The organism is Azonexus sp. (assembly GCF_047638095.1).
In the GTDB taxonomy this organism is placed as follows: Bacteria; Pseudomonadota; Gammaproteobacteria; order Burkholderiales; family Rhodocyclaceae; genus Azonexus.
This window is the reverse complement of sequence record NZ_JBLJBW010000003.1, coordinates 64,054-85,902: the sequence shown is the minus strand read 5'-3', so window position 1 is coordinate 85,902 and position 21,849 is coordinate 64,054. Positions and strand designations below refer to the sequence as shown.

Sequence of the window (21,849 nt, the reverse complement as noted above, 5' to 3'; positions counted from 1 at the left end):
CTGGGAAATGGCGAGGCAGTGAAACAGGCACTGAAAAAAAACCCCGACACCCGCGACCAACGCACCCAACTCGGCTCACAGGCCATCCATCTGGCGGCGATGAATCCCGACACCAGCGCCCTGCGCGCCTTGATCGCCGCCGGGGCCAACGTCAACGCCCGCGATGCCGAAGGCGCAACGCCGCTGCATATGGCGGCCTACGCCAGCCGCACGCCGCATGTGCAAATTCTTCTTGAAGCGGGCTCCGATCCCTTGGCCATCACCGACAACGGACGTGACGCCACCGCCATGGCGCGCAAGGTCAAAGCGGACGAAACGGCCGGCGTGCTGGCCCTGTGGATTTTGAAAGGCTGTCAGGCGAAAAAACCATGCTGAAATTTTCTACCCCGCGCTCGGCGCTGTTTTCCACACTACTACTCCTTGGCCTGTTCGGCGGCACGGCAGAAGCCGCCGAATTACCGACCATCAAAGCCTACATGCCGAAAGTGTGCCTGGCCTGCATCGACTGGGCCGAGCATTTGCGCCAGCAAGGTTTCAAGGTTGAAGTCACGCAAACCGATGCAATGGACGCCATCAAGCGCAAACTGAAGGTGCCGCACGAGCTGGAAGCCGTTCCCAGTGCCACCGTCGCCGGTTATTTCATCGAAGGCCACGTGCACGCCGACCAAATCAAGGAATTGCTCAGCGAGAAGCCCAAAGCCCTCGGTCTGGCCGTTCCTGGCCTGCCGCTGGGCGCACCGGGCCGGGAATACTCCAGCCCCACCTGCCAGACCGCCTGCACCGTGCTCGATACCAACACCGCACCACAACGGGTGCGCCGGGAGTTCTACCAGACCTTGCTCGTTTTGCCGGATGGCTCCACCAAAACCTGGGCCCGCCACTAAAACTAAAGGCTGCCAACACCGATGCGGGCCGGCCAGTGCCGCCCGCCAAAGTTTTTATCACCCGCCATTACAGAAAATTTGCATACTGCGCCGCCGCCCAGGCAGCGGCTGCGGCCAGCGGATCGGCCTGCTGTTGCTGGCGAATTTCCTGCATGAGAAAACCATCGCCGCGCCGGCGGTAATCGATTTCCAAGCGTATGCCTGACTCCGGCGCAACGCCGGTCAGCACATGACAAACACTGGCCGGCCAGCTGGCCTGCTTGACCACCCCGGCGATTTGCGCGGCGACCATCTCCCCCATCGCCGCCGCAACGTGCGCTGTTTTTGGATAATGGCCAAATTGCGGCGACACCCGCCCGGCAGCGTCACCAATGATGAAAACATGCTCATCGACCAGGCTGCGCAAACTCAGCGGGTCTTGCGCGCCCCACAAATCACTCGCCGAACTCAACAAACCAGCCTCAGCCAGCCAGGCCGGGGCTTGCTGCGGTGGCGACACGAGCGCGGCGGCAAAAGGAATGTCGTCCATATCGGTGCTGATGCTGCGTTTATCCAGATCAATCTGATGCACCCGAGCGTGGTCGAGGTAAGTGATCTGCTCTCGCCAGGTGTCGTTAAACGCCCGTCGATAGGCCGGCATCAAGGGGTTGGGATCGATCACGATGAGCTTGCCCGGCAAACGCTGGGTTTTCAGCCACCAGGCCAGTAAAACCGCCCGTTCATACGGTGCCGGCGGGCAACGATAGGGGGCGGGCGGCAAGGCCAGCACCAAATCGCCGCCGCGAAAAGCCTGCAAACGTGCGCGCAAAGCCGGCAGTTGCGCAGCGCCGCCCAAGGCACCAGAAACTTCCGCCTGCGCCCGGGCACGCTGGAGGGGATCGCTGATTCCCCAATCTTGCCAGCGCTCCTCCACGCCCGGTGCCAGCACCAACCAATCGTAATGCACCTCTCCGGCGCTGGTGTGCACCACCCGGGCGGCGCGCTCGATGCCTTTGATTTCTGCCTGCACGAAGCGATAGCCGCGCGCCGCAGCCAATGCACCATACTCATGTTGCACCGGTGCGCTGGCCCCGGCATGATCGACCAACCAACGGTTGCTGCCGATGCTGGAAGAAAAATGACGCGCCCGATCCACCACCGTAACGCGCAATCCCGGCGCCAATTGGCGCAACGCCGCCGCCGAGCGCAAACCACCCCAGCCGCCGCCGGCAATCACCACCCGGGCGCTTTTCGACTGCGCCTGCACCTGCCCCACACGCAACATCGGCCACAGCGCTGCGGCAAGTAAAACACGACGGCGCAGCGGCATACAGGGAGCAGATACTGCAGAAGAAGAAATAAAACGGCTGGGCATGGCGGCTTTCCGGCAAGAAAACCGGCAGGCTAAAACGCCCTGCTGCTACGGTAAACGCGCCAGATCAAATCAACGCCCGGCATTGTCTGCGCTTATCGGGCAATAACCGCTTTCAATGAAAAACGCCCATTTACTGGTAACGCAGCGCCTCGATCGGATCGAGACGGGCCGCTTTCTGCGCCGGATACCAGCCAAAAAAGATGCCCACGCCCGCCGCAACGGCAAAAGCGAGCAAGGCCGAGCTTCCGGAAATGACCACCACCATACCGGTCAGCGCGTTCACCGTGAGCGCCACGGCAATCCCCAGCAGCAAGCCCGTCAGACAACCAGCGAAGGAAATCATCACCGCCTCCAACAAAAACTGCAGCAAGATGTCACGCTGACGCGCCCCTATCGCCATGCGAATGCCAATTTCACGCGTGCGCTCGGTCACCGAGACCAGCATGATGTTCATGATGCCGATGCCGCCGACGATCAAAGAAATCGAGGCAATCGCCCCGAGCAGCAAGGACATGGTGCGCGTCGTGGCGGCTTCCGACTCTGCCGCGGCCGACAGGTTGCGCATGAAGAAATCGTCCGGCGTGTCCTCACGCAAACGGTGGCGCTGACGCAAAAGTGCGCTCGCCTCATCCATCACCGCCCCCATATTCTCGGCCTGCGCGGTTTGCACCATGATCATGCGCACCGAACCGACAAACGGTGTGCCGAACACCTTGCGCTGTGCGGTGGTGAGCGGAATCAGCACGGTATCGTCCTGATCGCGCCCATCCAAACTTTGCCCCTTGGGCACGAGCACGCCGATCACCACGAAAGGGCTTTGCTGGATGCGCATCGTTTTGCCGACAGGGTCTTCCTCCCCGAACAAGTTTTCTGCCACGGTTTTGCCGATGACCACCACACGCGTCGCCGAACGCACATCGGATTCGCTGAAACTGCTACCGCTGGCGATGCTCCAGGCGCGCGCATCGAGGTAAGCGGGTGTCGTGCCGATCACCTGCGTGCTCCAGTTCTGCGCACCATAAATCACCTGGCGCGAGCCTTGGTGTGTCGGAGCAACGTTGATCACCCCACTGAGCTCGGCAATCGCCTCACCATCGGCCACGGTCAGAGTCGGTCCGCCGCCGCTACCGCTTCTGACGCCGCCGCTGGAAGAAAAACCGGAGAGCACGATGAACAGATTGGAGCCCATGGTGCTGATCGTCTGCTGAATGGCGTACTGCGCCCCCTGGCCGATGGCCAGCATGATGACCACCGCGCCCACGCCGATGACCATGCCGAGCATGGTCAGCATGGCGCGCAGACGATTGGCGTTCATCGCCGACCAGGCTTCTCCCAGCATCGGGCGAATCATGACGCGGCTCCGGTCAAATGGTCGCTGATGATACGCCCATCGCGAAAGCGCACCTGGCGTTTGGCATGTTCGGCAATGTCGTTTTCATGCGTCACCAGCACGATGGTAATGCCCTCGCCGTTGAGGCTATCGAACAGCGCCATGATGTCTTCACTGGTCTGGCTGTCGAGGTTGCCGGTCGGTTCATCGGCAAGAATCAGACGCGGCTGATTGACCAGGGCGCGCGCAATCGCCACGCGCTGCTGTTGGCCGCCGGAAATACGGCTGGGCAGAGAATCGGCGTACTGCCCCAAACCAACGCGCGCGAGCAGCTGGCAGGCGCGCGCCCGCCGGGTCGGTTTATCGATACCGGCATAGACCAAAGGGAGCGCGACGTTGTCTTGCAAACTCATGCGCGGCAACAAATTAAAGCCTTGAAAAACGAAACCCAGGGTTTGATTACGCAAACGCGCCAGCGCGTCGGCGGGCATGTGCGCCACCGCCGCGCCGGCAAGGTAATAGGCCCCGCTACTCGGCCGGTCGAGACAACCCAGCAAATTCATGAACGTCGATTTCCCGGAACCGGAGGGCCCCATGATCGCCAGATACTCACCGGCTTCGACCGCCAAATCCACCCCGCGCAAGGCCGGAAATTCTCCTGCCGCCGTCTGGTAAGACTTGCCTAAACCTTCAACCCGAATGACGCTTTCAGCCATCAGAACATCCGCATACCAACGGAAGACGGTGCCTTGGCTCCACCGCCGTTCTCACCAATCACCACCTGCGCACCGGACTGCAACACAGATTTATCCGAGGCATCGGCAGTTTCCAGAATTTCACTGTTGCGGCTATCGGTAATGCCCAGGCGTACCTGCACGGGGCGCAACTGCCCTTGCGCCAGCACATAAATCGTCGCCCCTTGGCCGCTGCGTTTTTTCTCTTTGCTGCCGCCCGCGCCGCCGCGTCCCGCCTCGCCCCCCTTCTCGCCCGCCTTCTCGCCCGCCTTCGCTTTATCGGCCTTATCCGCCGCCTCAGTGGGCTTGAAGCGCAGCGCTGCATTCGGCACGAGCAAGGCATTTTCGCGCGTTTGCACGCCTATCGTGACGTAAGCCGTCATCCCGGGAAGCAGGATGTGCTCGGGATTGGCGACCGAAATACGCACGTTGTAAGTGACCACGTTTTGCTGCGTCGTCGGGTTCAAGCGAATTTGCTGCACCACGCCGTTAAACTGACGATCAGGAAAGGCATCGACCGTGAATTTTGCGCTCTGCCCTTCCCGGATATGGCCTAGATCGGCCTCGGCAAAGCTCGTGTCGATGCGCATTTCGCTCAAATCCTGCGCGATCTTGATCAAGGTCGGCGTCTGAAAACTGGCCGCCACGGTCTGCCCCAGATCGACCACGCGATCGATGACCACGCCATCCACCGGCGAGCGAATCACGGTATAGCCCAGATTCGCACGGTCGCGCGCATTTTGCGCCTGCGTCTGCGCCAGCTGCGCCCGCGCCGATTTCAGCACCTGGGCCGACTGCTCGTATTCCTGCTTGGAAACATATTCCTGCCCCAGCAAGGCGCGCATCCGGGTTTCATTGGCCACTGCCAACTCCAGCGCCGCCTGCGCGCTCAGCACATTGGCCGCACTTTGCCGCTCGCTCGCCGCAACCAGCGCGTCATCGAGCTCCAGCAAAGCCTGCCCGGCTTTGACACGATCGTTGAAATCAACGTAAAGCTTTTTCACCGTCCCCGAAACCTGCGTACCGACACTGACCAGAACCACCGGATTCAACGTACCGTTGGCCGATACGCTTTGTATGAGCTTGCCGCGCTGTATCTCTTGCGTGCGGTAACGCTGGGCCGGATCTTGCGCTACGCGCCCGATGTTCCACCAGTAAGCCAACGCGGCGCAAGCGGCCAGGGCAAGGCTGGCGAAAATGATTTTTTTCTTCATGATCATGGTCTTTCTGCAGTCGTGAGCACGCGCTCATCCAGCGCCCCCATGGCTTGCGCCAGGCTCGCGCGATACACCTGCCAATCCAGCGTCGCTTGAATACGCTGCACTCGCGCACTGGCCAGCGCACTCTGCGCACTCAAGACATCGAGCACCGTGCCAACGCCGGCTTTGTAACGCCCCAGCGCCACCCGCTCGGATTGTTCGGCACTCGCCAGCAGATCGCGTGTCGTCTGCACGGCCTCCAGCGCCGTTTGCACATTCTGGTACGCCTTCCAGACATCGAGCGAAACGCGCTGTTGCAAACTTTCGTGCTGCGCCTGACGCACATCGCGCTGCGCCTGGGCGGCGCGCGTGCGGTAATGGGTCTCAAAACCGTCAAACAACGGGATATTCAAGCTCAAGCCCAGACTATTCCCCCGACTATGATCGCCCTCCAGGCGCTGCCAGCTGGGGCCGGCACTCAAGGACAAGGTTGGCCAATTTTGTGCCCGCGCCGCATCGATATTGGCTTCAGCAGCCCGCAACTGGGCCTGGGCGGCGCGCAGATCGGGGCGCTGTTCCAGCGCACTGCGTATCAAACTATCCACATCTTGCCGAAAGTCGGCCACACCATCGACAGCCGCCGGTTCGGCCAAAGCAAAAACGGTCGTCGCCGAAAAACCCAAGGCATTGGCCAAAGCCCCTTGCGCATTGCGCGCCTCGCCCTCGGCGCGCTGGCGGTTCAAGCGCGCCTGCGAAGCCGCCGTTTGCGCTTGCAGGCGCTCGGCCGGCGTACCACTCCCCACCGTATAGCGTAGCTGCGCCGCCGCCAGGCTTTCCTGCGCCGCGCGCTCACTCTCCTGCGCCGCCAACACCGCTGCTTGCGTCGCCTGGGCCGTGTAATAGGCCTGCAATGCCGCGAGAAACACCGTCTGAACACTGCTGTCACGATTGGCCAGCGCCACATCGAGCAAGGCTTGCGCGCTATTTTCGCTGGCCTGGCGCGAACCGCCATCAAACAAAAGCCAAGATAAAGAAAGCGCCAGATTGTGCTGCGTACTGCTCTGCCCTTCCCGGCGATTGCGGCTACTCGTTGCGTGCGCATCGAGCGCTGGCCACCAGGCCGCACGCGCCACGCCCAACTGTGCCGCCTGAAAACGCGCCGCCGCCCAGATTTCGCGCGTTTGCGGCTGGCGACACAAGGCAAGGTCCACCGCATCGCCAGCGCTCAAAGGCGTCACCGGCAAGGTTTCGGCACAAGGGCGCTCGGCAACACGCCCCGCCAGCAGCGCAGCCCCCTGCAAACGCAGGGCCTCCTCGGTGCGTAAAGGATCGGCGTAGTCCGTATCAGCACTCAGCGCGGCACCGGAAAAGAACGCACAAAGTGAGAAAATTAAGGGTTTGATCGGCAACATGGCGCGCAGTGTACCGTCGACTGCCTCCCTGCCGCTGTTACAAAATGTTCATAAACGTCGGCAAATGCAAACAAGCGAATAAGTGACATTCCTCTTGGCACCCTGCTTCCCGACTGGCACAATCTTATAGGGAGCTCAACCAGCAAGGACGTTTTCGCCCAACGCTGCCTTACCAAAAATCATACAAAGGCCATAACAATGTCTCGTTTTTCCGACTTGAAAATCTGGGTTCGCCTGACCGCCGCCATCTGGTTTGCCCTGGCGCTGATCTGGGCCGGTGCGATTGTCTGGACCACACAAGTCAACCGCGACACCTCGATCAAGCAAGCCCAGGAATTTGCCCAGAGCATCCACGAAATGACCATGGCCGGCCTCACCGGCATGATGATCACCGGCACCGTCGGCCAGCGGGAAGTCTTCCTCGACCAGATCAAGCAGCTCTCCATCATCAAGGATTTGCACGTCGCCCGCAGCGAAGCGGTCAGCAAACTCTATGGCCCAGACACTAAAGGCAGCCGCAAGCTCGACGCGCTCGAAGCACAGGTCATGCAGACCGGCAAACCATACATGGCCGTGGATCACGAAGACGGGCACGCTTTCTTGCGCGTCATCAACCCCACCGCAGCCGCGAAAAACTACCTCGGCAAGGATTGCATCCTCTGCCACCAAACCCCCGAAGGCACGGTACTGGGCCTGGTCAGCATGAAAGTCTCGCTCGATTCCGTGGAAGCGGAAGTCTCGGCTTTCCGCCTGAAAATTGCCGGCGCTGCGCTGGGCGCGCTGGGGCTTTTGCTGGTCATCATTTATTTCCTCACCCGCCATTTCGTCACCGCCCCGCTCGAACATCTGCGCAGCGGTTTGCGCGACATTGCGCGCGGCGACGGCGATTTGACGCGGCGCCTACCGGTCAATGGGCAAGACGAAGTCGGCCAGGCTTCTGAAGTATTCAACGACATGATGGCCAATTTTCAGCAATTGATCAGCCAGGTGCGCGATGCCGCCGGCCAGGTATCGACGCGTATTGCCAATCTCACGGAAAGCGCCGACCAGGTTGCCGACAGTTCGCGCCAGCAAAACGAAAAATCCAATGCTGCCGCCGCCTCGGTCGAGCAACTGGTGGCCAGCATTTCCGCCATTGCCCAAAGCGCCGAGCGGGTACAGCAGCAATCGCAGGAAAGCCTGGATCGCGCCAACGAAGGCAACCGTAACCTGCAAACCCTGCTCAGCGAAATGTCGGTGGTCGAGCGGGCAGTCAAGGAAATGGCCGAATCGGTGGAAAACTTTGTACACAACACCGACGCCATCAGCGCCATGACGCGCGAAGTCAAGGACATCGCCGACCAGACCAACCTGCTCGCCCTCAACGCCGCCATCGAAGCCGCCCGCGCCGGCGAACAAGGCCGCGGTTTTGCCGTGGTGGCCGATGAAGTGCGCAAACTTGCCGAAAAATCGGCGCGCTCGGCGAGCGAAATCGACACCATCACGGCGGCGCTCAACGCCCAATCGGTTTCCGTGCGGCGCAGCATCGAAGCCGGTGTGCACCACCTGAACAGCAGCCAGACGGCCGTCACCGCCGTCGCCAACATCCTCGAATCGACCAGCGGTTCGGTCGCCGAAGTCGATCACGGCCTCGATGAAATCGCCGCCGCCACCGAGCAGCAGCACCATTTCTCCGGCGACGTCGAAAGCAACATCGAAGCCATTGCCGGCATGGCGCGCGACAACGACAGCGCCGTCGGCCGCACCACGCACACGGTGCACGAACTCAAACGCCTGGCAGACAGCCTGGCGAATCTGGTCGGACGTTTCCGGGTGTAAAACAGGCCGGCATAACCGGAATCAGAAGCGGATAAAAACAGGCCCGGCAGCGCATCTGCCGGGCCTGTTTTTATCCGTTCGTGGTGCACGCAGCAGGCTTTTCAGCCCCTGCAAGTTTCGCTCAATCCACCAGCTTCAAGCCAAACCCGCTGCCGTATTGCGAGCTTTGCAGCGGGTCGACGGCGCGCGCGCCTTGCGCCGCCGCCAGTTTGTTGATGCTGCGAAAACGCTCGATGAAGCGCACCAGCAGGCTGTTCTTCATGCGCTCCAGCAATTCTTCCGAAGCCAGCAACAGCGCCGAGGCGTTGATTTCGAGAAAGCGGGTCGGCTCCAGAGTGACTGCGCTGGTATGGCGCAGGTCGCTCGCCGGGTGCAGGAAAGTCACTTCACCCACCGGCTCCCCCGCACCCAGGCGACAAATCGCCTTGCCTGCAAGCGAAATTTCGACGTTGCCTTCGATGATGATGCCAAAGAGTTTATTGTGCTCGCCCTCGCGGATCAGGGCGACGTTCGCCGCCACCTCGCGCCACACGGAGACGCGCAGCACTTCCCAGAGCTCGACGTTCTCGAATTCGGTAAAAAACGGCAGACGGCGCAGACGCTCGAAATGACGGTTATCGTTCACCGTTTCATCGTCTTCGAGAATCTGGAAGCGCACCGTAGACAAATCTTTCGCCATTTCCGCGCCATTGCGGTAACGGCTGTACAAATCTTTTTCCAGCGCCTTTTTCACCACCGCATTAAGCGCTTCCGGCAGATTCGGATTGAGCGCCGTCACCGGCGGCGCATCGGTGTTGATGATCTTGTACACCAGGGTCGCCTGATTGTTCGCCCGAAACGGCAGGCGGCCGGTGAGTAGCTGAAACATCAGCACGCCCAGCGAATACAGGTCGGTTTTCTGGTTGAGCGGATAGGCCTTGATCTGCTCCGGCGACATGTAGGCGGGCGAACCCACGCCCATGATGAAGGTGGAATCGCGATCGAGGTCTTTGTTGAGATTGAGCGCCAGCCCAAAATCGGCAATTTTCGGCTCATCATTCGCCGCAATCAGGATATTGGCCGGCTTGATGTCGCGGTGGATGATGCCCTGACGAAATGCCGTGTCGAGCGCCATGGCGCACTTGAAAATGATGCCGACCACGCGGTGCATGGGCAGCAGTTTGTCGATGCGGCAATGGTCTTCCAGGCTGAAACCATCGACGAACTCCATCGCCAGATAGGCGTAATCGTCTTCCACCACCGCGTCGTACACCTGCACGATATTCGGGTGATTGAGGCGGCGCGACACCATGCCTTCGTTCTGAAACAATTTACGCAGACGGCGCGACATCGCGGCGCAATCCTTGCCAAAACGAATCAACTTGACCGCCACCTGACGCCCAGCATCCGGGTCGTCGCACAGATACACCGTCGCTGTCGCGCCCTTACCCAGTTCGCGAATGACGCGGTATTTACCGATCGCTTCCATTTCCATCAGCTTGAAATTCGCATTGAAGTCATGCCTAGAGTTTGCTCCGGCGCAGCGTTTTGGCTGCCACCAGCGCTTGATTCGGCCGATGCTAGCACGCCCGACAAAAGCGCATGGTCAAGGAATGTTAAATTCTCGCATAAAGATTTCTTGCACCAGGCCTTGAAATTACCGGCAGCGGCCCCATCTGCCTCTAAGTTTTTTTGGAGAACAGACGCATGGCCAACGAAGAAATCCTCTCGCAAACCCCCGAGCCCTCCGCCCCGGAAGCGCCCACTGCAGACTTGAGCGAACTGCAAGCGAGCAATGAAAAACTGGCCGCACAGGTCAGCGAACTGCAAGATGTTTTTTTGCGCGCCAAAGCGGAAGCGGAAAACGTGCGTCGCCGGGCGCAAGAAGACGTGAGCAAAGCACATAAATTTGCCGTCGAAAAATTTGCCGCTGACCTGCTCGCCGTCAAAGACAGCCTGGATGCAGCGCTGGCGGTGGAAGAACAAACCGTCGACACCTTCCGCACCGGCGTTGAGCTGATCGACAAGCAACTCATGGCGGCTTTTGAGAAAAATGCGCTGCAAATTGTCAATCCAGTCGGCGAAAAATTTGATCCGCACCAGCATCAAGCCATTGCCATGGTCGAGGCAGAGCAGGAAGCCAACACCGTCGTCAGCGTGCTGCAAAAAGGCTATCTGATCGCCGAACGCGTGCTGCGTCCGGCCATGGTCATGGTGGCAAAGAGCAAATAAAACGCTTGAAATCGGCCAAGACGCCCCCAATTCACGAACATCGATCATTTATTTTGAAGGAAAACCAACATGGGCAAGATCATCGGTATTGACCTCGGCACCACCAACAGCTGTGTCGCCATCATGGAAGGCGGCACGCCGAAAGTCATTGAAAACGCAGAAGGCGCGCGCACCACGCCGTCCGTCATCGGCTATACCGACGACGGTGAAATTCTCGTCGGCGCACCGGCCAAGCGCCAGGCCGTCACCAATCCGAAAAACACGCTGTATGCGGTGAAGCGCCTGATTGGCCGCCGTTTCGAGGAAAAAGAAGTCCAAAAGGACATCGCCCTGATGCCCTTCAAAATCGTCAAGGCCGACAATGGCGATGCCTGGGTTGAGGCACGCGACAAAAAAGTCGCCCCGCCACAGGTGTCCGCCGAAGTGCTGCGCAAGATGAAGAAAACTGCCGAAGATTATCTTGGCGAAGAAGTCACCGAAGCCGTCATCACCGTGCCGGCCTACTTCAACGACAGCCAGCGCCAGGCCACCAAAGACGCCGGCCGCATCGCCGGTCTGGAAGTCAAGCGCATCATCAACGAACCGACCGCAGCCGCCTTGGCTTTCGGCATGGACAAGGTTGCCGGCAAGGACAAGAAGATCGCCGTCTATGACTTGGGCGGCGGTACTTTCGACATCTCCATCATCGAAATCGCCGACGTCGATGGCGAAATGCAGTTCGAGGTGCTCGCCACCAACGGTGACACCTTCCTCGGCGGTGAAGACTTCGACCAGCGCCTGATCGACTACATCATCGGCGAATTCCAGAAAGAACAGGGCGTCGATCTGAAGAAGGACGTGCTCGCCCTGCAGCGCCTGAAAGAAGCCGCCGAAAAGGCCAAGATCGAGCTTTCTTCCAGCCAGCAGACCGAAGTCAACCTGCCCTACATCACGGCCGATGCCTCCGGCCCCAAGCACCTCGCCGTGAAAATCACCCGCGCCAAGCTCGAAGCCCTGGTGGAAGACCTGGTCGACCGCTCCATCGAACCGTGCAAAATCGCCTTGAAAGATGCCGGCGTCAAAGCCGCTGACATCGACGACATCATCCTGGTCGGCGGCCAGTCGCGCATGCCCAAGGTGCAGGAGAAGGTGAAGGAATTCTTCGGCAAGGAAGCCCGCCGCGACGTGAACCCGGATGAAGCCGTCGCCGTCGGCGCGGCCATCCAGGGCGGTGTGCTGCAAGGCGACGTCAAGGACGTGCTGCTCTTGGACGTCACCCCGCTGTCGCTCGGCATCGAGACGCTGGGCGGCATCATGACCAAGCTGATCCAGAAGAACACCACCATCCCGACCAAGGCCAGCCAGGTCTTCTCGACCGCCGACGACAACCAGTCCGCCGTGACCATCCACGTCCTGCAAGGCGAGCGCGAAGTCGCTGCCGGCAACAAGAGCCTCGGCCAGTTCAACCTCGAAGGCATCCCGCCCTCGCCGCGCGGTATGCCGCAGATCGAGGTGATTTTCGACATCGACGCCAACGGCATCATGCACGTTACCGCCAAGGACAAGGCCACCGGCAAGGAAAACAAGATCACCATCAAGGCCAACTCCGGCTTGAGCGAGGACGAAATCCAGCGCATGGTGAAGGACGCCGAACTGCACGCCGAAGAAGACAAGAAGGCGCACGAACTGGCGGACGCCCGCAACCAGGCCGACAGCGCCGCCCACATGGCAAAAAAATCGCTGACTGAACACGGCGACAAGCTCGACGCCGCTGAAAAAGAAACCATCGAAAACGCCATCAAGGCGGTGGAAGAGGTGCTGCGCGACGGCGACAAGGAGGTCATCAACGCCAAAACCGAAGCCCTCACCCAGGCGGTAATGAAGGTTGGCGAGAAACTCTACGCCGCCCAGCAGACACAGGACGCCCCGGAGCAGGCGCAGCCGCAAGGCGAAAAAACGGTGGAAGGCGATGTCGTCGATGCCGAATTCACCGAAGTGGACAAAGACAAGAAACAGTAATTCTTGACTCAGCCACACGGCACCGAGCTCCCCGGAAACCCCCGGCAGCGCTCGGTGCCTTTGTCACATAAGACGGTATAACAGACATGTCAAAACGCGATTTTTACGAAATCCTCGGCGTCAACCGCGATGCTGCCGACGACGAAATCAAGAAGGCCTACCGCAAACTGGCCATGAAATATCACCCCGACCGCAACCCGGACAATCCGGCGGCCGAGGATAAATTCAAGGAAGCCAAGGAAGCCTACGAAATTCTCTCGGACAACCAAAAGCGCGCGGCCTACGACCAATACGGCCACGCCGGTGTCGATCCACAAGCCGGCATGGGCGGCGGTTTTGGCGGCGGTGCCGGTATGGGCGGTTTTGCCGATGCCTTCGGCGGCATTTTTGACGAAATTTTTGGTGGCCGTGGCGGCGGCGGTGGCGGCGGTGCGCGCTCCAACATCTACCGTGGTGCCGATTTGCGCTACAACCTGGAAATCACCCTGGAACAGGCCGCCAAGGGCACGGAAACCAAGATCCGCATCCCGACCATGGAAGTCTGCGAGCCCTGCAAGGGCAGCGGGGCCAAGGCCGGCACCCAGCCAAAAACCTGCCCCACCTGTAACGGCTCGGGCCAGGTGCGCCTGCAGCAAGGCTTCTTCTCTATCCAGCAAACCTGCCACAAGTGCCACGGCACCGGCCGTTACATCGCCGACCCCTGCAAAAGCTGCGGCGGCGCGGGGCGCATCAAGCAACACAAGACCCTGTCGGTGAAAATTCCCGCCGGCGTCGATACCGGCGACCGCATCCGCCTGGCCGGCGAAGGCGAACACGGCGTCAATGGCGGGCCGCCGGGCGACCTGTATGTACAAATCCACCTCAAGCAACACCCGGTTTTCCAGCGCGAGCACAATGATTTGCACTGCGAAATGCCGATCTCCTTCGCCACCGCTGCGCTCGGCGGCGAAATCGAGATTCCGACACTGGACGGTGCCGCGGCCATCAAGATTCCGCCGGAAACCCAGTCCGGGCGCGTTTTCCGCCTGCGCGGCAAGGGCATCAAAGGGGTGCGCAGCAACAGCCACGGTGATTTGATGTGTCATGTCATCGTCGAAACGCCAGTCAATTTGACCGAACGCCAGAAAGAGCTTTTGCGCGAACTGGAAGAATCGAGCAAAGACGCCAACCACAAACACAATCCCCGCGCCAAATCGTGGATGGACAAGGTACGGGAGTTTTTCGGCGAATAATCTTCAGCCAATCAGCCCCGCCACGGGAAAACACCACCAGGTGGACCGGCGCGGGCCTTCTCACTGCTAAAATCCCGGCATATTTTTCCAAGGGGATTCGCATGGAGCGTTTCAAGCATCTCGTTGCCGCCAGCCTGCTGGCGCTATCTGCACTCTGCACCGCCGAGCCCGGCGTCAGCGATAACGCCATAACTTTGGGCATGTCGGCCCCCTTGAGCGGCACCAACGGGGCCTACGGCAGCGAAATGCAGCAGACGATCCAGGCCTATTTTGCCCAGGTCAATGCCGCTGGCGGCATCAACGGGCGCAAGCTCGAACTCGTCGCCCTCGACGATGGCTACGAAACCGAACGGGCGGTTGCCAACACGCAAAGCCTGATCAAGGACAAACAGGCTTTCGCGCTGCTTTCTTTCTTCGGCTCCAGCCCCACCGAAGCGACCATGAACAAGGTCTTCGGTCCGGCTGGTGTGCCGCTGGTTGGCACCATTTCCGGGGCCCCCACGCTGCGCCAGCCGATTGCGCAAAACCCCAACAGCCGCTTCATGTTCCACGTGCGGGCAAGCTACCTCGACGAAACGAGCGCCATTGTTAATCAACTGGTGGCCCTGGGCATACGCAACATCGCCGTGCTCTACCAAAACGACGGTTTCGGGCAGGCCGGTCTGGATGGCGTCACCGCCGCCCTGCAAAAACATGAGCTGAAACCCGCAGCCGTCGGCACGGTCGAGCGCAATGCCATCGACGTCAGCGCCGCCGTACAGGCTATCAGCAAAGCCAGCCCGCAAGCGGTCGTCATGGTCAGCCTGTACAAACCCACGAGCGCCTTTGTGCGCGCGATGAAACAAGCCGGGCAACACCCCATGTTCATGACCGTCTCCCCAGTCGGCACCGAGCAACTGGTGCAGGAGTTGGGCAAAGAAGCACGCGGCATCGGCATTTCACAAGTCGTGCCCTACCCCTGGAACGACACCATTCCCGTCGTGCGCGAATACCAGAAGCTGGCGGCCAAAGCAGGCCAATACTCTTACTACGGCCTGGAGGCTTACATTACCGCCCGCGTCATGGTCGAAGGCTTGCGCCGCTCCGGGCGCGATCTATCGCGCGAAAAACTGGTCAGCGCCCTGGAAAGCATCAACAACGTCGATTTCGGCGGCTACCGGGTAAGCTATTCCAACAGCGCCCGCAGCGGCTCGCGCTTTGTTGAAATGACGGTGATCGGGCCAGGCGGCAAGCTGCTGCGCTGATCTACCCGATGAATTTCCACGGGGGCGGGAGCTAGATGATGAGATTGAATTCTTCACCAGGATCTGGCAAGCTGGTGCCGTCGGTCGCAAGATCGGCCGAGATGGACTCCGACCCCCGGCCAAATTTCTGGGGTAAAACGGAGTCCATTTTCGTTTCCGGAAGCAGGTTGTGGGCGCGGTCGCCAAAGTTGCCACGCCCAATGCTGACCACAACATCGGCCACCTCGTTACCAACCTGAACCTTGGCTTGCACATACAGGAACGCTTTCAGGTCATCGGAACGCTTCTTGCTCAATGGCATCCACTGTCCCTGAGCTGCGCCACGCTGAACAATCTCAGTCAGCGCCGGTATGCACTTTGCCTTCAGCTCGTTATGAGGCATGCCGCCTTTGAGCTTTTGCCAGGTGCGGCCAGTCAGACGGTATTTTCATTTTTTGCCTTCCAAAAGTAACGCTAATTTTAGGTCACCCTTGGCAGACTAAATTTCGGGGGGAGCTCACTTGCAAACCTGGCTGACGCTCTGCCCATCCTTGACGCGCTTGACCGCCTGTTCCTTGAACTCGGTCGTGTATGCCTGCTTCGGTATTTTCATTTTTTGCCTTCCAAAAGTAACGCTAATTTTAGGTCACCCTTGGCAGACTAAATTTCGGGGGAAGCTCATGTTTTGGATGATTTGCACATAGCCCATGGCTTGCTTGCGGGCCTCTTCCATGTCTTTGTCGGTGGATTTCATTTCGATGAGCAATAGGCCGGGCAAAAAGCCGTCGATGCGGCGGTTGCCGCCTGCCTCACCTTCTTTTGGGATGCGCTCTTCAAACTGGATGCCGCTTTTCCAGTCCACACCAAAAATGTCGCAAAAGCCGCGCATGAAGTTTTGCGCTTGGCCCATTTCGTAGTGGGCATTGGCGAAATCGCGGGCGAATTCTTCGGCTTGTTCTTGTAGTTCGTCGATTTGTTCTTGTTCGAGCATGGCGTGACACAGGGGCGAAGTGGGTTGAAGGCGTTTTAGCGATGCTAGTGTAGATGCGTATTGCGTCGGTGAAGCATATTACGGCGTCGGACACTTTTTAAGTTATTTGTAATACCAAGCCCAGCAATGAAAGCCTTCATAACTTCACCCACAGCAGACGCTCGGCCACCTCGGCCACCGGCTTGCGCTTGTGATGAATAGCGCATAGCCGTGCTGAGGCTGGCCCCGCATCCGCAGCAGCGCCGGGGGACCGGGGGCTAGGCTACAGCAGCGCGCCGAATCCCTCGGCAGCGCAGTGCTTGATCAACCCGCCCGCCGCCAGGTCGTGCCTTGGGCGCTGTCGTCGAGGATCACGCCTGCCGCCTTCAATTCATCGCGCAGGCGGTCGGCGCTGGCGAAATCGCGCGCTTTCTTGGCTTCGGTGCGTGCGGCAATCATCGCTTCGATCTGCGCCGCGTCCAGTTCGCCTGCGCCGGGGCCGGCCTGCAGGTAGGTTTGCGGGCTGCGTTCCAGCAGGCCGATGATGCCGCCCAGCGCCTGCAAGAGTCCGGCAAGCTGCGCTGATTTCTGGCGTTTGGCTTCGGCTGCCAACTCGAACAGCACGGCAATCGCGCCGTGCGAGTCGAAATCTTCGTTCAAGGCACCAGCAAAGCGTGCGGCATGTTCATTGTGCCAATCGATCGCCACCGCCACGGGCGGCACGTCGCGCAGGGTGAAGTAAAGCGCGTCGAGCGAGCGCTTGGCATCGTCCAGATGGGCGTCGGAATAATTGAGCGAGCTGCGGTAGTGGGCGCGCAAAATAAAGAAGCGGATCACCTCGGGGTCGTATTGCTTCAAAACTTCGCGGATGGTGAAGAAATTGTTCAGCGACTTCGACATTTTCTCGTTGTCGACCCGCACGAAACCGTTGTGCATCCAGTAATTGACGTAGGTGCAGCAGTTCGCCCCTTCTGACTGGGCGATTTCGTTTTCGTGGTGCGGAAACTGCAAATCCTGCCCGCCGCCATGAATGTCGAAATGCTGCCCCAGGAGAGAGGAACTCATCGCCGAGCATTCGATGTGCCAGCCCGGGCGGCCTTCGCCCCAGGGCGAGGACCACGCCGGCTCGCCGGGTTTGGCGTGCTTCCACAGTACGAAATCAAGCGGATCGTCCTTGGCGCTATCGACTTCCACCCGCTCCCCGGCGCGCAGATCGTCGAGCGATTTGCCGGACAGCTTGCCGTAGCCCGGAAACTTGCGCACGGCGTAATTCACGTCGCCATCGCTCGCTTGATAGGCCAGACCACAGGCTTCCAGTTTGCGGATAATTTCTTGCATCTGCGGCACATACTGTGTCGCTCGCGGCTCGTGATCGGGGCGCAATACGCCTAGGGCATCGGCGTCTTCGTGCATATGCGCAATGAAGCGCTCGGTCAGCTGGCCGATGGTTTCGCCGTTCTCAATAGCCCGCCGAATGATTTTGTCATCGATATCCGTAATATTGCGCACATAGGTGACGGCATAACCGGAAGCCTTCAGCCAGCGATACACCATGTCGAACACCACCATCACGCGGGCATGACCGAGGTGGCAGAAATCGTACACCGTCATGCCGCAAACATACATGCGCACCTCTCCAGAACGGATGGGCTTGAATACTTCCTTCTCACGTTTAAGCGAATTGTATATTTTTAGCATGTTGGAATGAAAAGAATTGTTAAATCCGGCAGGGAAAAGGCATAAAACCCCCGGGATATTTGTTAGAATCCAGCGATTCAAAACCTACGGATTGTAACACGGCAATGACTACCTCTCCGCGCTCCCATTCCCGCTCCTGCACGTCGATTCCGCCCCGTTCACACGCTCTGCGCGCGATTGCCTTAGGGCTTTGCATCAGCTTTAGCGCACCGGTTTTTGCCGACAATCTCCCGGAAATCCAGCGCCTCATCAAGCAGGGCCAGCACGCCCAAGCGCTCGAAAAAACCGAACAATATCTGAGCAGCCGCCCCAAAGATGCCCAGGGCCGCTTTCTCAAAGGCATCATCCTCACCGAAATGAACCGCCCAGCCGATGCCATCGGCGTATTCACCAAGCTCTCCGAAGACTACCCGGAGCTGCCCGAGCCCTATAACAATCTGGCCGTGCTCTACGCCCAGCAGAAACAATACGACAAAGCGCGCACCGCCTTGGAAATGGCGATCCGTACCCACCCTTCCTACGCCATTGCCTACGAAAACCTGGGCGATGTCTATGCCAAACTCGCCAGCCAAGCCTATGACAAGGCCTTGCAACTCGATAACGCCAATGCCGCCACGCAAAACAAACTGGCGCTCATCCGCGATTTGATCAGCACTTCCGGCAAAGGCAATGTGCGTCCGCCGGCCCCGGCCACACCAACGGGCGATACCGCCACCCTGGCAGCCGCCCAAACCACCCCGCCCACCCAGCCCTCTCCGACCAAGACCGCCGCTGCCACCCCAGCAAATACAGTGACGACCACGCCGCCCGCCACGACGGCGAGCGTCGTCGCCACCACCGCCGGAGCCGCCGCCCAAACGCCGTTGCAAACTGCCGCAAGCAAAACCACAGCCGCACCCCAGGCCGCTGCCGCCGAAAAACCGGCCGCCAAGGAAACCCCGGCCAGCAGCAAACCCGCCGCCCCCGCAAATGGCAACGATGCCGTGCTCGCCGCACTCAACAACTGGGCCCATGCCTGGTCGAGCAAGAACATGAAGGCCTATTTTGCCGCTTACACCAGCAGTTTCGCCCCCAACGGCATGAGCCGAAAGGATTGGGAAAACGAGCGCCAGCAACGTATCGGCAAGCGCGGCGGCAAAATCTCCGTAAGCTTCGATGAACCCAGCATCTCTATCGAAGGCGACCAGGCCAAGGCGCGCTTTCGCCAGCACTACAAGGCGCCCGGCCTGAACAGCTCGAGCACCAAGACACTGGTTTTCGTGCATAGCGGCGGCAAGTGGCTGATCAAGGAAGAAATCGCCCGCTGATGCCAAAGAAGTTCTGGTTACCGCTGCTACTGGTTGGTTTGGCAGCGGTCATTGCAATACCGTCCGTCATAGAACTCACCACCCGCCAGACGCCGGCCTCCGCGCCGGCGTTGGTGCGTCCGGATGCGGCTGCCGCCCTGCCCGTCTGGCAGGACAAACCGCCGCAAGCCGCTGCGCCGAGCGCCCCCGCCGCAAGCCTCCCTGCAACCGATGCGGCAACAGCGCCAGAGGCCGCTTTGCAGGAAATTTTTTCTGCCATCGAAGCGCACCAACTGGGCCGCGCCTTGCAGCTCACCGAAACCCTGATCGAGCGCCATCCCAACTACCGTTTAGCGCATCTCATCAAGGGCGATCTGCTACTTGCCCGCACCCACCCACTCAGCCACTTTGGCGCGGCACCGGGCGCTGCCAGCGAAAAAATCGCCGACCTGCGCGCTGAAGCCCTGCGCCGCCTGCAAGCCTACCGTGAGAAACCCGCTACCGATCAAATTCCACGCTATCTGCTGCAGATGCGCCCGGAACAGCGCTACGCCGTCATCGTCGACACCCAGCGTTCGCGCCTTTATCTCTACGAAAACGATGCCGCTGGCGGGCAGCCGCGCTTTGTCGCCGATTACTATGTCAGCCAGGGCAAACTCGGTGCCGACAAATTCTACGAGGGCGACAAAAAAACCCCGCTCGGCGTTTATCACGTCACGGCCGATTTATCCCGGCAAAAACTGCCCGACCTCTACGGCAGCGGCGCATTTCCGATCAATTTCCCCAACGAATGGGATCGTCGCCGGGGCCGGGGCGGCAGCGGCATCTGGTTGCACGGTACGCAATCCGACACCTTTGCCCGCCCACCGCTGGCTTCCGACGGCTGCGTCGTGCTCACCAATCAGGATTTGGACGCGGTGCGCGGCTATCTGCAGGTCGGTTTGACCCCCGTCATCATCAGTCCACAACTTGAATGGCTCTCGCCCGAAACCTGGGCACAGGAGCGGGAAGAGTTCGCGCGCACGCTGGAAACCTGGCGCAGCGACTGGGAAAGTCGCGACACCGAGCGCTATCTCACCCACTACTCAAAACAATTTAGCGCCGACGGCCAGGATTTTTCCCGGTTTGCCGCGCAAAAGCGCCAAGTCAATGCGGGAAAAAACTGGATCAAGGTAAAACTGGATAAAATCTCGTTTTTCCGCAATCCTGGTGCTGAAGAAGTCATTGTTGTCAGCTTCGAGCAGGATTACCGCAGCAACAACCTCGATAACCGCATGAAGAAACGCCAATACTGGGTGCGCGAAGGCGCTCAGTGGAAAATCATTTACGAAGGAGCCGCTTAATGAAAAAACTCACCCTCGCCCTCGCCACACTTGGCCTGAGCGCCGCCGTCTGGGCCGCGCCGACGCTGGAACTGGAAACCAGCATGGGTAATATCACCGTCGAACTCGATGCCAAAAATGCGCCAAAATCGGCGGAAAACTTTCTCGCTTACGCGCGCGACGGTTTTTATAACGGCACCGTGTTTCACCGTGTCATTCCCGGTTTCATGATTCAGGGCGGCGGTTTTGACGGCAAGATGGAACAAAAACCGACCCGTGCGCCCATCGAAAACGAAGCCAAAAACGGTTTGAAAAACCGCCGCGGCACGCTCGCCATGGCGCGCACCAACGATCCGCATTCCGCCACCGCGCAGTTTTTCATCAACCACGCCGACAACCTGCCGCTTGACTACCCGAGCCGCGACGGTTGGGGCTATGCCGTATTCGGCAAGGTGACCCAAGGCATGGACGTGGTCGACAAAATCGCCAACGTGCGCACCGGCAATTTCGGCTTTCACCAGAACGTCCCCGGCACACCCATCGTCATCAAGAACGTTCGCATCATTTCTGAAAAATAACGTAACAAAATAACCCTTTACGGAAAACCTCATGATCAAGCTCAGCACCAACCACGGCGTCATCACCCTCGAACTGGATGCCGTCAATGCCCCCAAAACCACGGCAAATTTCATTGCCTATGTCGAAGCCGGCCACTACGACGGCACCATTTTTCACCGCGTCATCAAGAATTTCATGATCCAGGGCGGCGGCATGCTCCCGAACATGGATCAAAAACCCACGCAAGACCCCATCGAAAACGAAGGCGAGCAAACCGCCAAAGCCGGTTTGAAGAATACGCGCGGCAGCATCGCCATGGCGCGCACCAACGACCCGCATTCGGCCACGGCGCAATTCTTCATCAACACCGTGGATAACGATTTTCTCGATTTCAAAGCGCCGAGCGGCCAGGGTTGGGGTTACTGCGTTTTCGGTAAAGTCATCGAGGGCATGGACGTGGTCGACAAAATTCGCGCTCTGCCCACCGGCAACAAGGGTTTCCATCAGGACGTACCGAAAGAAAGCGTCGTCATCGAAAAGGCCGAAGTCATCGCCTGATGCGCTGAGCAAAGACTGGTTTTAGCCGGCGTCAAAGCACGCCATAACCGCCTTTTCTCACC

The 21,849-nt window shown here is 59.6% G+C and carries 20 protein-coding genes and 1 pseudogene; 11 read left to right on the top strand and 10 right to left on the bottom strand.

Features of this window, described 5'->3' with window-relative positions; all coding sequences use genetic code 11:
- Positions 1 to 375, top strand: a 375-nt coding sequence (locus ACM62Q_RS01595) for an ankyrin repeat domain-containing protein (RefSeq protein ID WP_415033227.1), incomplete at its 5' end; no start/stop codon positions are given.
- Positions 369 to 884: a DUF411 domain-containing protein gene (locus ACM62Q_RS01590; protein ID WP_415033226.1), complete on the top strand. Its 516-nt coding sequence runs from the start codon at positions 369 to 371 to the stop codon at positions 882 to 884. The genes ACM62Q_RS01595 and ACM62Q_RS01590, both read left to right, overlap by 7 nt.
- A 67-nt stretch (positions 885 to 951) precedes the next feature.
- On the opposite strand, the gene ACM62Q_RS01585 is transcribed toward ACM62Q_RS01590, so the two are convergent.
- From ACM62Q_RS01585 to ACM62Q_RS01565, 5 genes are all read right to left on the bottom strand, one after another.
- Positions 952 to 2,238 carry an FAD-dependent oxidoreductase gene (locus ACM62Q_RS01585; RefSeq protein WP_415033225.1) on the bottom strand — a complete coding sequence of 429 codons (1,287 nt, stop codon included), beginning with the start codon at positions 2,236 to 2,238 and terminating at the stop codon, positions 952 to 954.
- Positions 2,239 to 2,368: 130 nt separating this feature from the next.
- Positions 2,369 to 3,589, bottom strand: coding sequence for an ABC transporter permease (locus tag ACM62Q_RS01580; RefSeq protein WP_415033224.1), 1,221 nt, complete (start codon positions 3,587 to 3,589; stop codon positions 2,369 to 2,371).
- The gene (locus ACM62Q_RS01575) at positions 3,586 to 4,284 is read right to left on the bottom strand and encodes an ABC transporter ATP-binding protein (protein ID WP_415033223.1); all 699 of its coding nucleotides are present in this window, start codon (positions 4,282 to 4,284) and stop codon (positions 3,586 to 3,588) included. Before ACM62Q_RS01575 ends, ACM62Q_RS01580 begins: the two co-directional genes overlap by 4 nt.
- Positions 4,284 to 5,522 (bottom strand): efflux RND transporter periplasmic adaptor subunit, encoded by a 1,239-nt coding sequence (locus ACM62Q_RS01570; RefSeq protein WP_415033222.1) that lies wholly within the window; start codon positions 5,520 to 5,522, stop codon positions 4,284 to 4,286. Before ACM62Q_RS01570 ends, ACM62Q_RS01575 begins: the two co-directional genes overlap by 1 nt.
- Positions 5,519 to 6,913, bottom strand: coding sequence for a TolC family protein (locus tag ACM62Q_RS01565; protein WP_415033221.1), 1,395 nt, complete (start codon positions 6,911 to 6,913; stop codon positions 5,519 to 5,521). The genes ACM62Q_RS01570 and ACM62Q_RS01565 overlap by 4 nt, the downstream gene beginning before the upstream one ends.
- Positions 6,914 to 7,111: 198 nt before the next feature.
- Between ACM62Q_RS01565 and ACM62Q_RS01560 the strand changes: the two genes are divergently transcribed.
- Positions 7,112 to 8,731 carry a methyl-accepting chemotaxis protein gene (locus ACM62Q_RS01560; RefSeq protein ID WP_415033220.1) on the top strand — a complete coding sequence of 540 codons (1,620 nt, stop codon included), beginning with the start codon at positions 7,112 to 7,114 and terminating at the stop codon, positions 8,729 to 8,731.
- Between the two features lie 121 nt (positions 8,732 to 8,852).
- On the opposite strand, the gene ACM62Q_RS01555 is transcribed toward ACM62Q_RS01560, so the two are convergent.
- Complete coding sequence (locus ACM62Q_RS01555) at positions 8,853 to 10,199, bottom strand: protein kinase domain-containing protein (RefSeq protein WP_415033219.1); 1,347 nt, start codon at positions 10,197 to 10,199, stop codon at positions 8,853 to 8,855.
- 218 nt (positions 10,200 to 10,417) lie between these two features.
- Between ACM62Q_RS01555 and grpE the strand changes: the two genes are divergently transcribed.
- The 4 genes from grpE to ACM62Q_RS01535 all read left to right on the top strand — a co-directional run bounded on the left by grpE (position 10,418) and on the right by ACM62Q_RS01535 (position 15,416).
- Positions 10,418 to 10,942: a nucleotide exchange factor GrpE gene (gene grpE, locus ACM62Q_RS01550; RefSeq protein ID WP_415033218.1), complete on the top strand. Its 525-nt coding sequence runs from the start codon at positions 10,418 to 10,420 to the stop codon at positions 10,940 to 10,942.
- A gap of 69 nt (positions 10,943 to 11,011) precedes the next feature.
- Positions 11,012 to 12,940, top strand: a complete 1,929-nt coding sequence (gene dnaK / locus ACM62Q_RS01545) for a molecular chaperone DnaK (protein ID WP_415033217.1) — start codon at positions 11,012 to 11,014, stop codon at positions 12,938 to 12,940.
- 86 nt (positions 12,941 to 13,026) lie between these two features.
- On the top strand, positions 13,027 to 14,172 hold the full coding sequence (dnaJ, locus tag ACM62Q_RS01540; RefSeq protein WP_415033216.1) for a molecular chaperone DnaJ: 1,146 nt from the start codon (positions 13,027 to 13,029) through the stop codon (positions 14,170 to 14,172).
- Between the two features lie 101 nt (positions 14,173 to 14,273).
- Positions 14,274 to 15,416 (top strand): ABC transporter substrate-binding protein, encoded by a 1,143-nt coding sequence (locus tag ACM62Q_RS01535; RefSeq protein ID WP_415033215.1) that lies wholly within the window; start codon positions 14,274 to 14,276, stop codon positions 15,414 to 15,416.
- Positions 15,417 to 15,447: 31 nt separating this feature from the next.
- Here ACM62Q_RS01535 and ACM62Q_RS01530 read toward each other — a convergent pair whose 3' ends face one another.
- The 4 genes and pseudogenes from ACM62Q_RS01530 to cysS all read right to left on the bottom strand — a co-directional run bounded on the left by ACM62Q_RS01530 (position 15,448) and on the right by cysS (position 18,063).
- On the bottom strand, positions 15,448 to 15,834 hold the full coding sequence (locus ACM62Q_RS01530) for a hypothetical protein (protein ID WP_415033228.1): 387 nt from the start codon (positions 15,832 to 15,834) through the stop codon (positions 15,448 to 15,450).
- Between the two features lie 81 nt (positions 15,835 to 15,915).
- Positions 15,916 to 16,008: pseudogene (locus tag ACM62Q_RS01525) on the bottom strand (transposase); the annotation flags it as partial.
- Positions 16,009 to 16,041: 33 nt separating this feature from the next.
- A complete protein-coding gene (locus ACM62Q_RS01520; protein ID WP_415033214.1) occupies positions 16,042 to 16,386 on the bottom strand; it encodes a type IIL restriction-modification enzyme MmeI in 345 nt (114 codons plus the stop codon).
- A gap of 303 nt (positions 16,387 to 16,689) precedes the next feature.
- Positions 16,690 to 18,063 carry a cysteine--tRNA ligase gene (gene cysS, locus ACM62Q_RS01515; protein WP_415033213.1) on the bottom strand — a complete coding sequence of 458 codons (1,374 nt, stop codon included), beginning with the start codon at positions 18,061 to 18,063 and terminating at the stop codon, positions 16,690 to 16,692.
- Positions 18,064 to 18,167: 104 nt separating this feature from the next.
- On the opposite strand from cysS, the gene ACM62Q_RS01510 reads away from it, so the two are divergent.
- From ACM62Q_RS01510 to ACM62Q_RS01495, 4 genes are read left to right on the top strand one after another with little or no spacing between them, the layout of a single operon-like run.
- Positions 18,168 to 19,370: a tetratricopeptide repeat protein gene (locus ACM62Q_RS01510; RefSeq protein WP_415033212.1), complete on the top strand. Its 1,203-nt coding sequence runs from the start codon at positions 18,168 to 18,170 to the stop codon at positions 19,368 to 19,370.
- Positions 19,370 to 20,692, top strand: a complete 1,323-nt coding sequence (locus tag ACM62Q_RS01505) for a L,D-transpeptidase family protein (RefSeq protein ID WP_415033211.1) — start codon at positions 19,370 to 19,372, stop codon at positions 20,690 to 20,692. The genes ACM62Q_RS01510 and ACM62Q_RS01505 overlap by 1 nt, the downstream gene beginning before the upstream one ends.
- A complete protein-coding gene (locus ACM62Q_RS01500; protein WP_415033210.1) occupies positions 20,692 to 21,249 on the top strand; it encodes a peptidylprolyl isomerase in 558 nt (185 codons plus the stop codon). The genes ACM62Q_RS01505 and ACM62Q_RS01500 overlap by 1 nt, the downstream gene beginning before the upstream one ends.
- A gap of 31 nt (positions 21,250 to 21,280) precedes the next feature.
- Positions 21,281 to 21,787 carry a peptidylprolyl isomerase gene (locus ACM62Q_RS01495; RefSeq protein WP_415033209.1) on the top strand — a complete coding sequence of 169 codons (507 nt, stop codon included), beginning with the start codon at positions 21,281 to 21,283 and terminating at the stop codon, positions 21,785 to 21,787.
- Positions 21,788 to 21,849 lie beyond the last annotated feature (62 nt).

Excerpts from the sequence above, each read along its gene's own strand:
- ACM62Q_RS01575 (WP_415033223.1), bottom strand. The coding sequence starts at position 4,284 with ATGGCTGAAAGCGTCATTCGGGTTGAAGGTTTAGGCAAGTCTTACCAG.
- ACM62Q_RS01585 (WP_415033225.1), bottom strand. The coding sequence starts at position 2,238 with ATGCCCAGCCGTTTTATTTCTTCTTCTGCAGTATCTGCTCCCTGTATG.
- ACM62Q_RS01580 (WP_415033224.1), bottom strand. The coding sequence starts at position 3,589 with ATGATTCGCCCGATGCTGGGAGAAGCCTGGTCGGCGATGAACGCCAAT.
- ACM62Q_RS01505 (WP_415033211.1), top strand. The coding sequence starts at position 19,370 with ATGCCAAAGAAGTTCTGGTTACCGCTGCTACTGGTTGGTTTGGCAGCG.
- cysS (WP_415033213.1), bottom strand. The coding sequence starts at position 18,063 with ATGCTAAAAATATACAATTCGCTTAAACGTGAGAAGGAAGTATTCAAG.
- ACM62Q_RS01510 (WP_415033212.1), top strand. The coding sequence starts at position 18,168 with ATGACTACCTCTCCGCGCTCCCATTCCCGCTCCTGCACGTCGATTCCG.
- ACM62Q_RS01570 (WP_415033222.1), bottom strand. The coding sequence starts at position 5,522 with ATGATCATGAAGAAAAAAATCATTTTCGCCAGCCTTGCCCTGGCCGCT.
- ACM62Q_RS01565 (WP_415033221.1), bottom strand. The coding sequence starts at position 6,913 with ATGTTGCCGATCAAACCCTTAATTTTCTCACTTTGTGCGTTCTTTTCC.
- ACM62Q_RS01500 (WP_415033210.1), top strand. The coding sequence starts at position 20,692 with ATGAAAAAACTCACCCTCGCCCTCGCCACACTTGGCCTGAGCGCCGCC.
- ACM62Q_RS01560 (WP_415033220.1), top strand. The coding sequence starts at position 7,112 with ATGTCTCGTTTTTCCGACTTGAAAATCTGGGTTCGCCTGACCGCCGCC.
- ACM62Q_RS01520 (WP_415033214.1), bottom strand. The coding sequence starts at position 16,386 with ATGCTCGAACAAGAACAAATCGACGAACTACAAGAACAAGCCGAAGAA.
- dnaJ (WP_415033216.1), top strand. The coding sequence starts at position 13,027 with ATGTCAAAACGCGATTTTTACGAAATCCTCGGCGTCAACCGCGATGCT.
- ACM62Q_RS01535 (WP_415033215.1), top strand. The coding sequence starts at position 14,274 with ATGGAGCGTTTCAAGCATCTCGTTGCCGCCAGCCTGCTGGCGCTATCT.
- ACM62Q_RS01590 (WP_415033226.1), top strand. The coding sequence starts at position 369 with ATGCTGAAATTTTCTACCCCGCGCTCGGCGCTGTTTTCCACACTACTA.
- ACM62Q_RS01555 (WP_415033219.1), bottom strand. The coding sequence starts at position 10,199 with ATGGAAGCGATCGGTAAATACCGCGTCATTCGCGAACTGGGTAAGGGC.
- grpE (WP_415033218.1), top strand. The coding sequence starts at position 10,418 with ATGGCCAACGAAGAAATCCTCTCGCAAACCCCCGAGCCCTCCGCCCCG.
- ACM62Q_RS01495 (WP_415033209.1), top strand. The coding sequence starts at position 21,281 with ATGATCAAGCTCAGCACCAACCACGGCGTCATCACCCTCGAACTGGAT.
- dnaK (WP_415033217.1), top strand. The coding sequence starts at position 11,012 with ATGGGCAAGATCATCGGTATTGACCTCGGCACCACCAACAGCTGTGTC.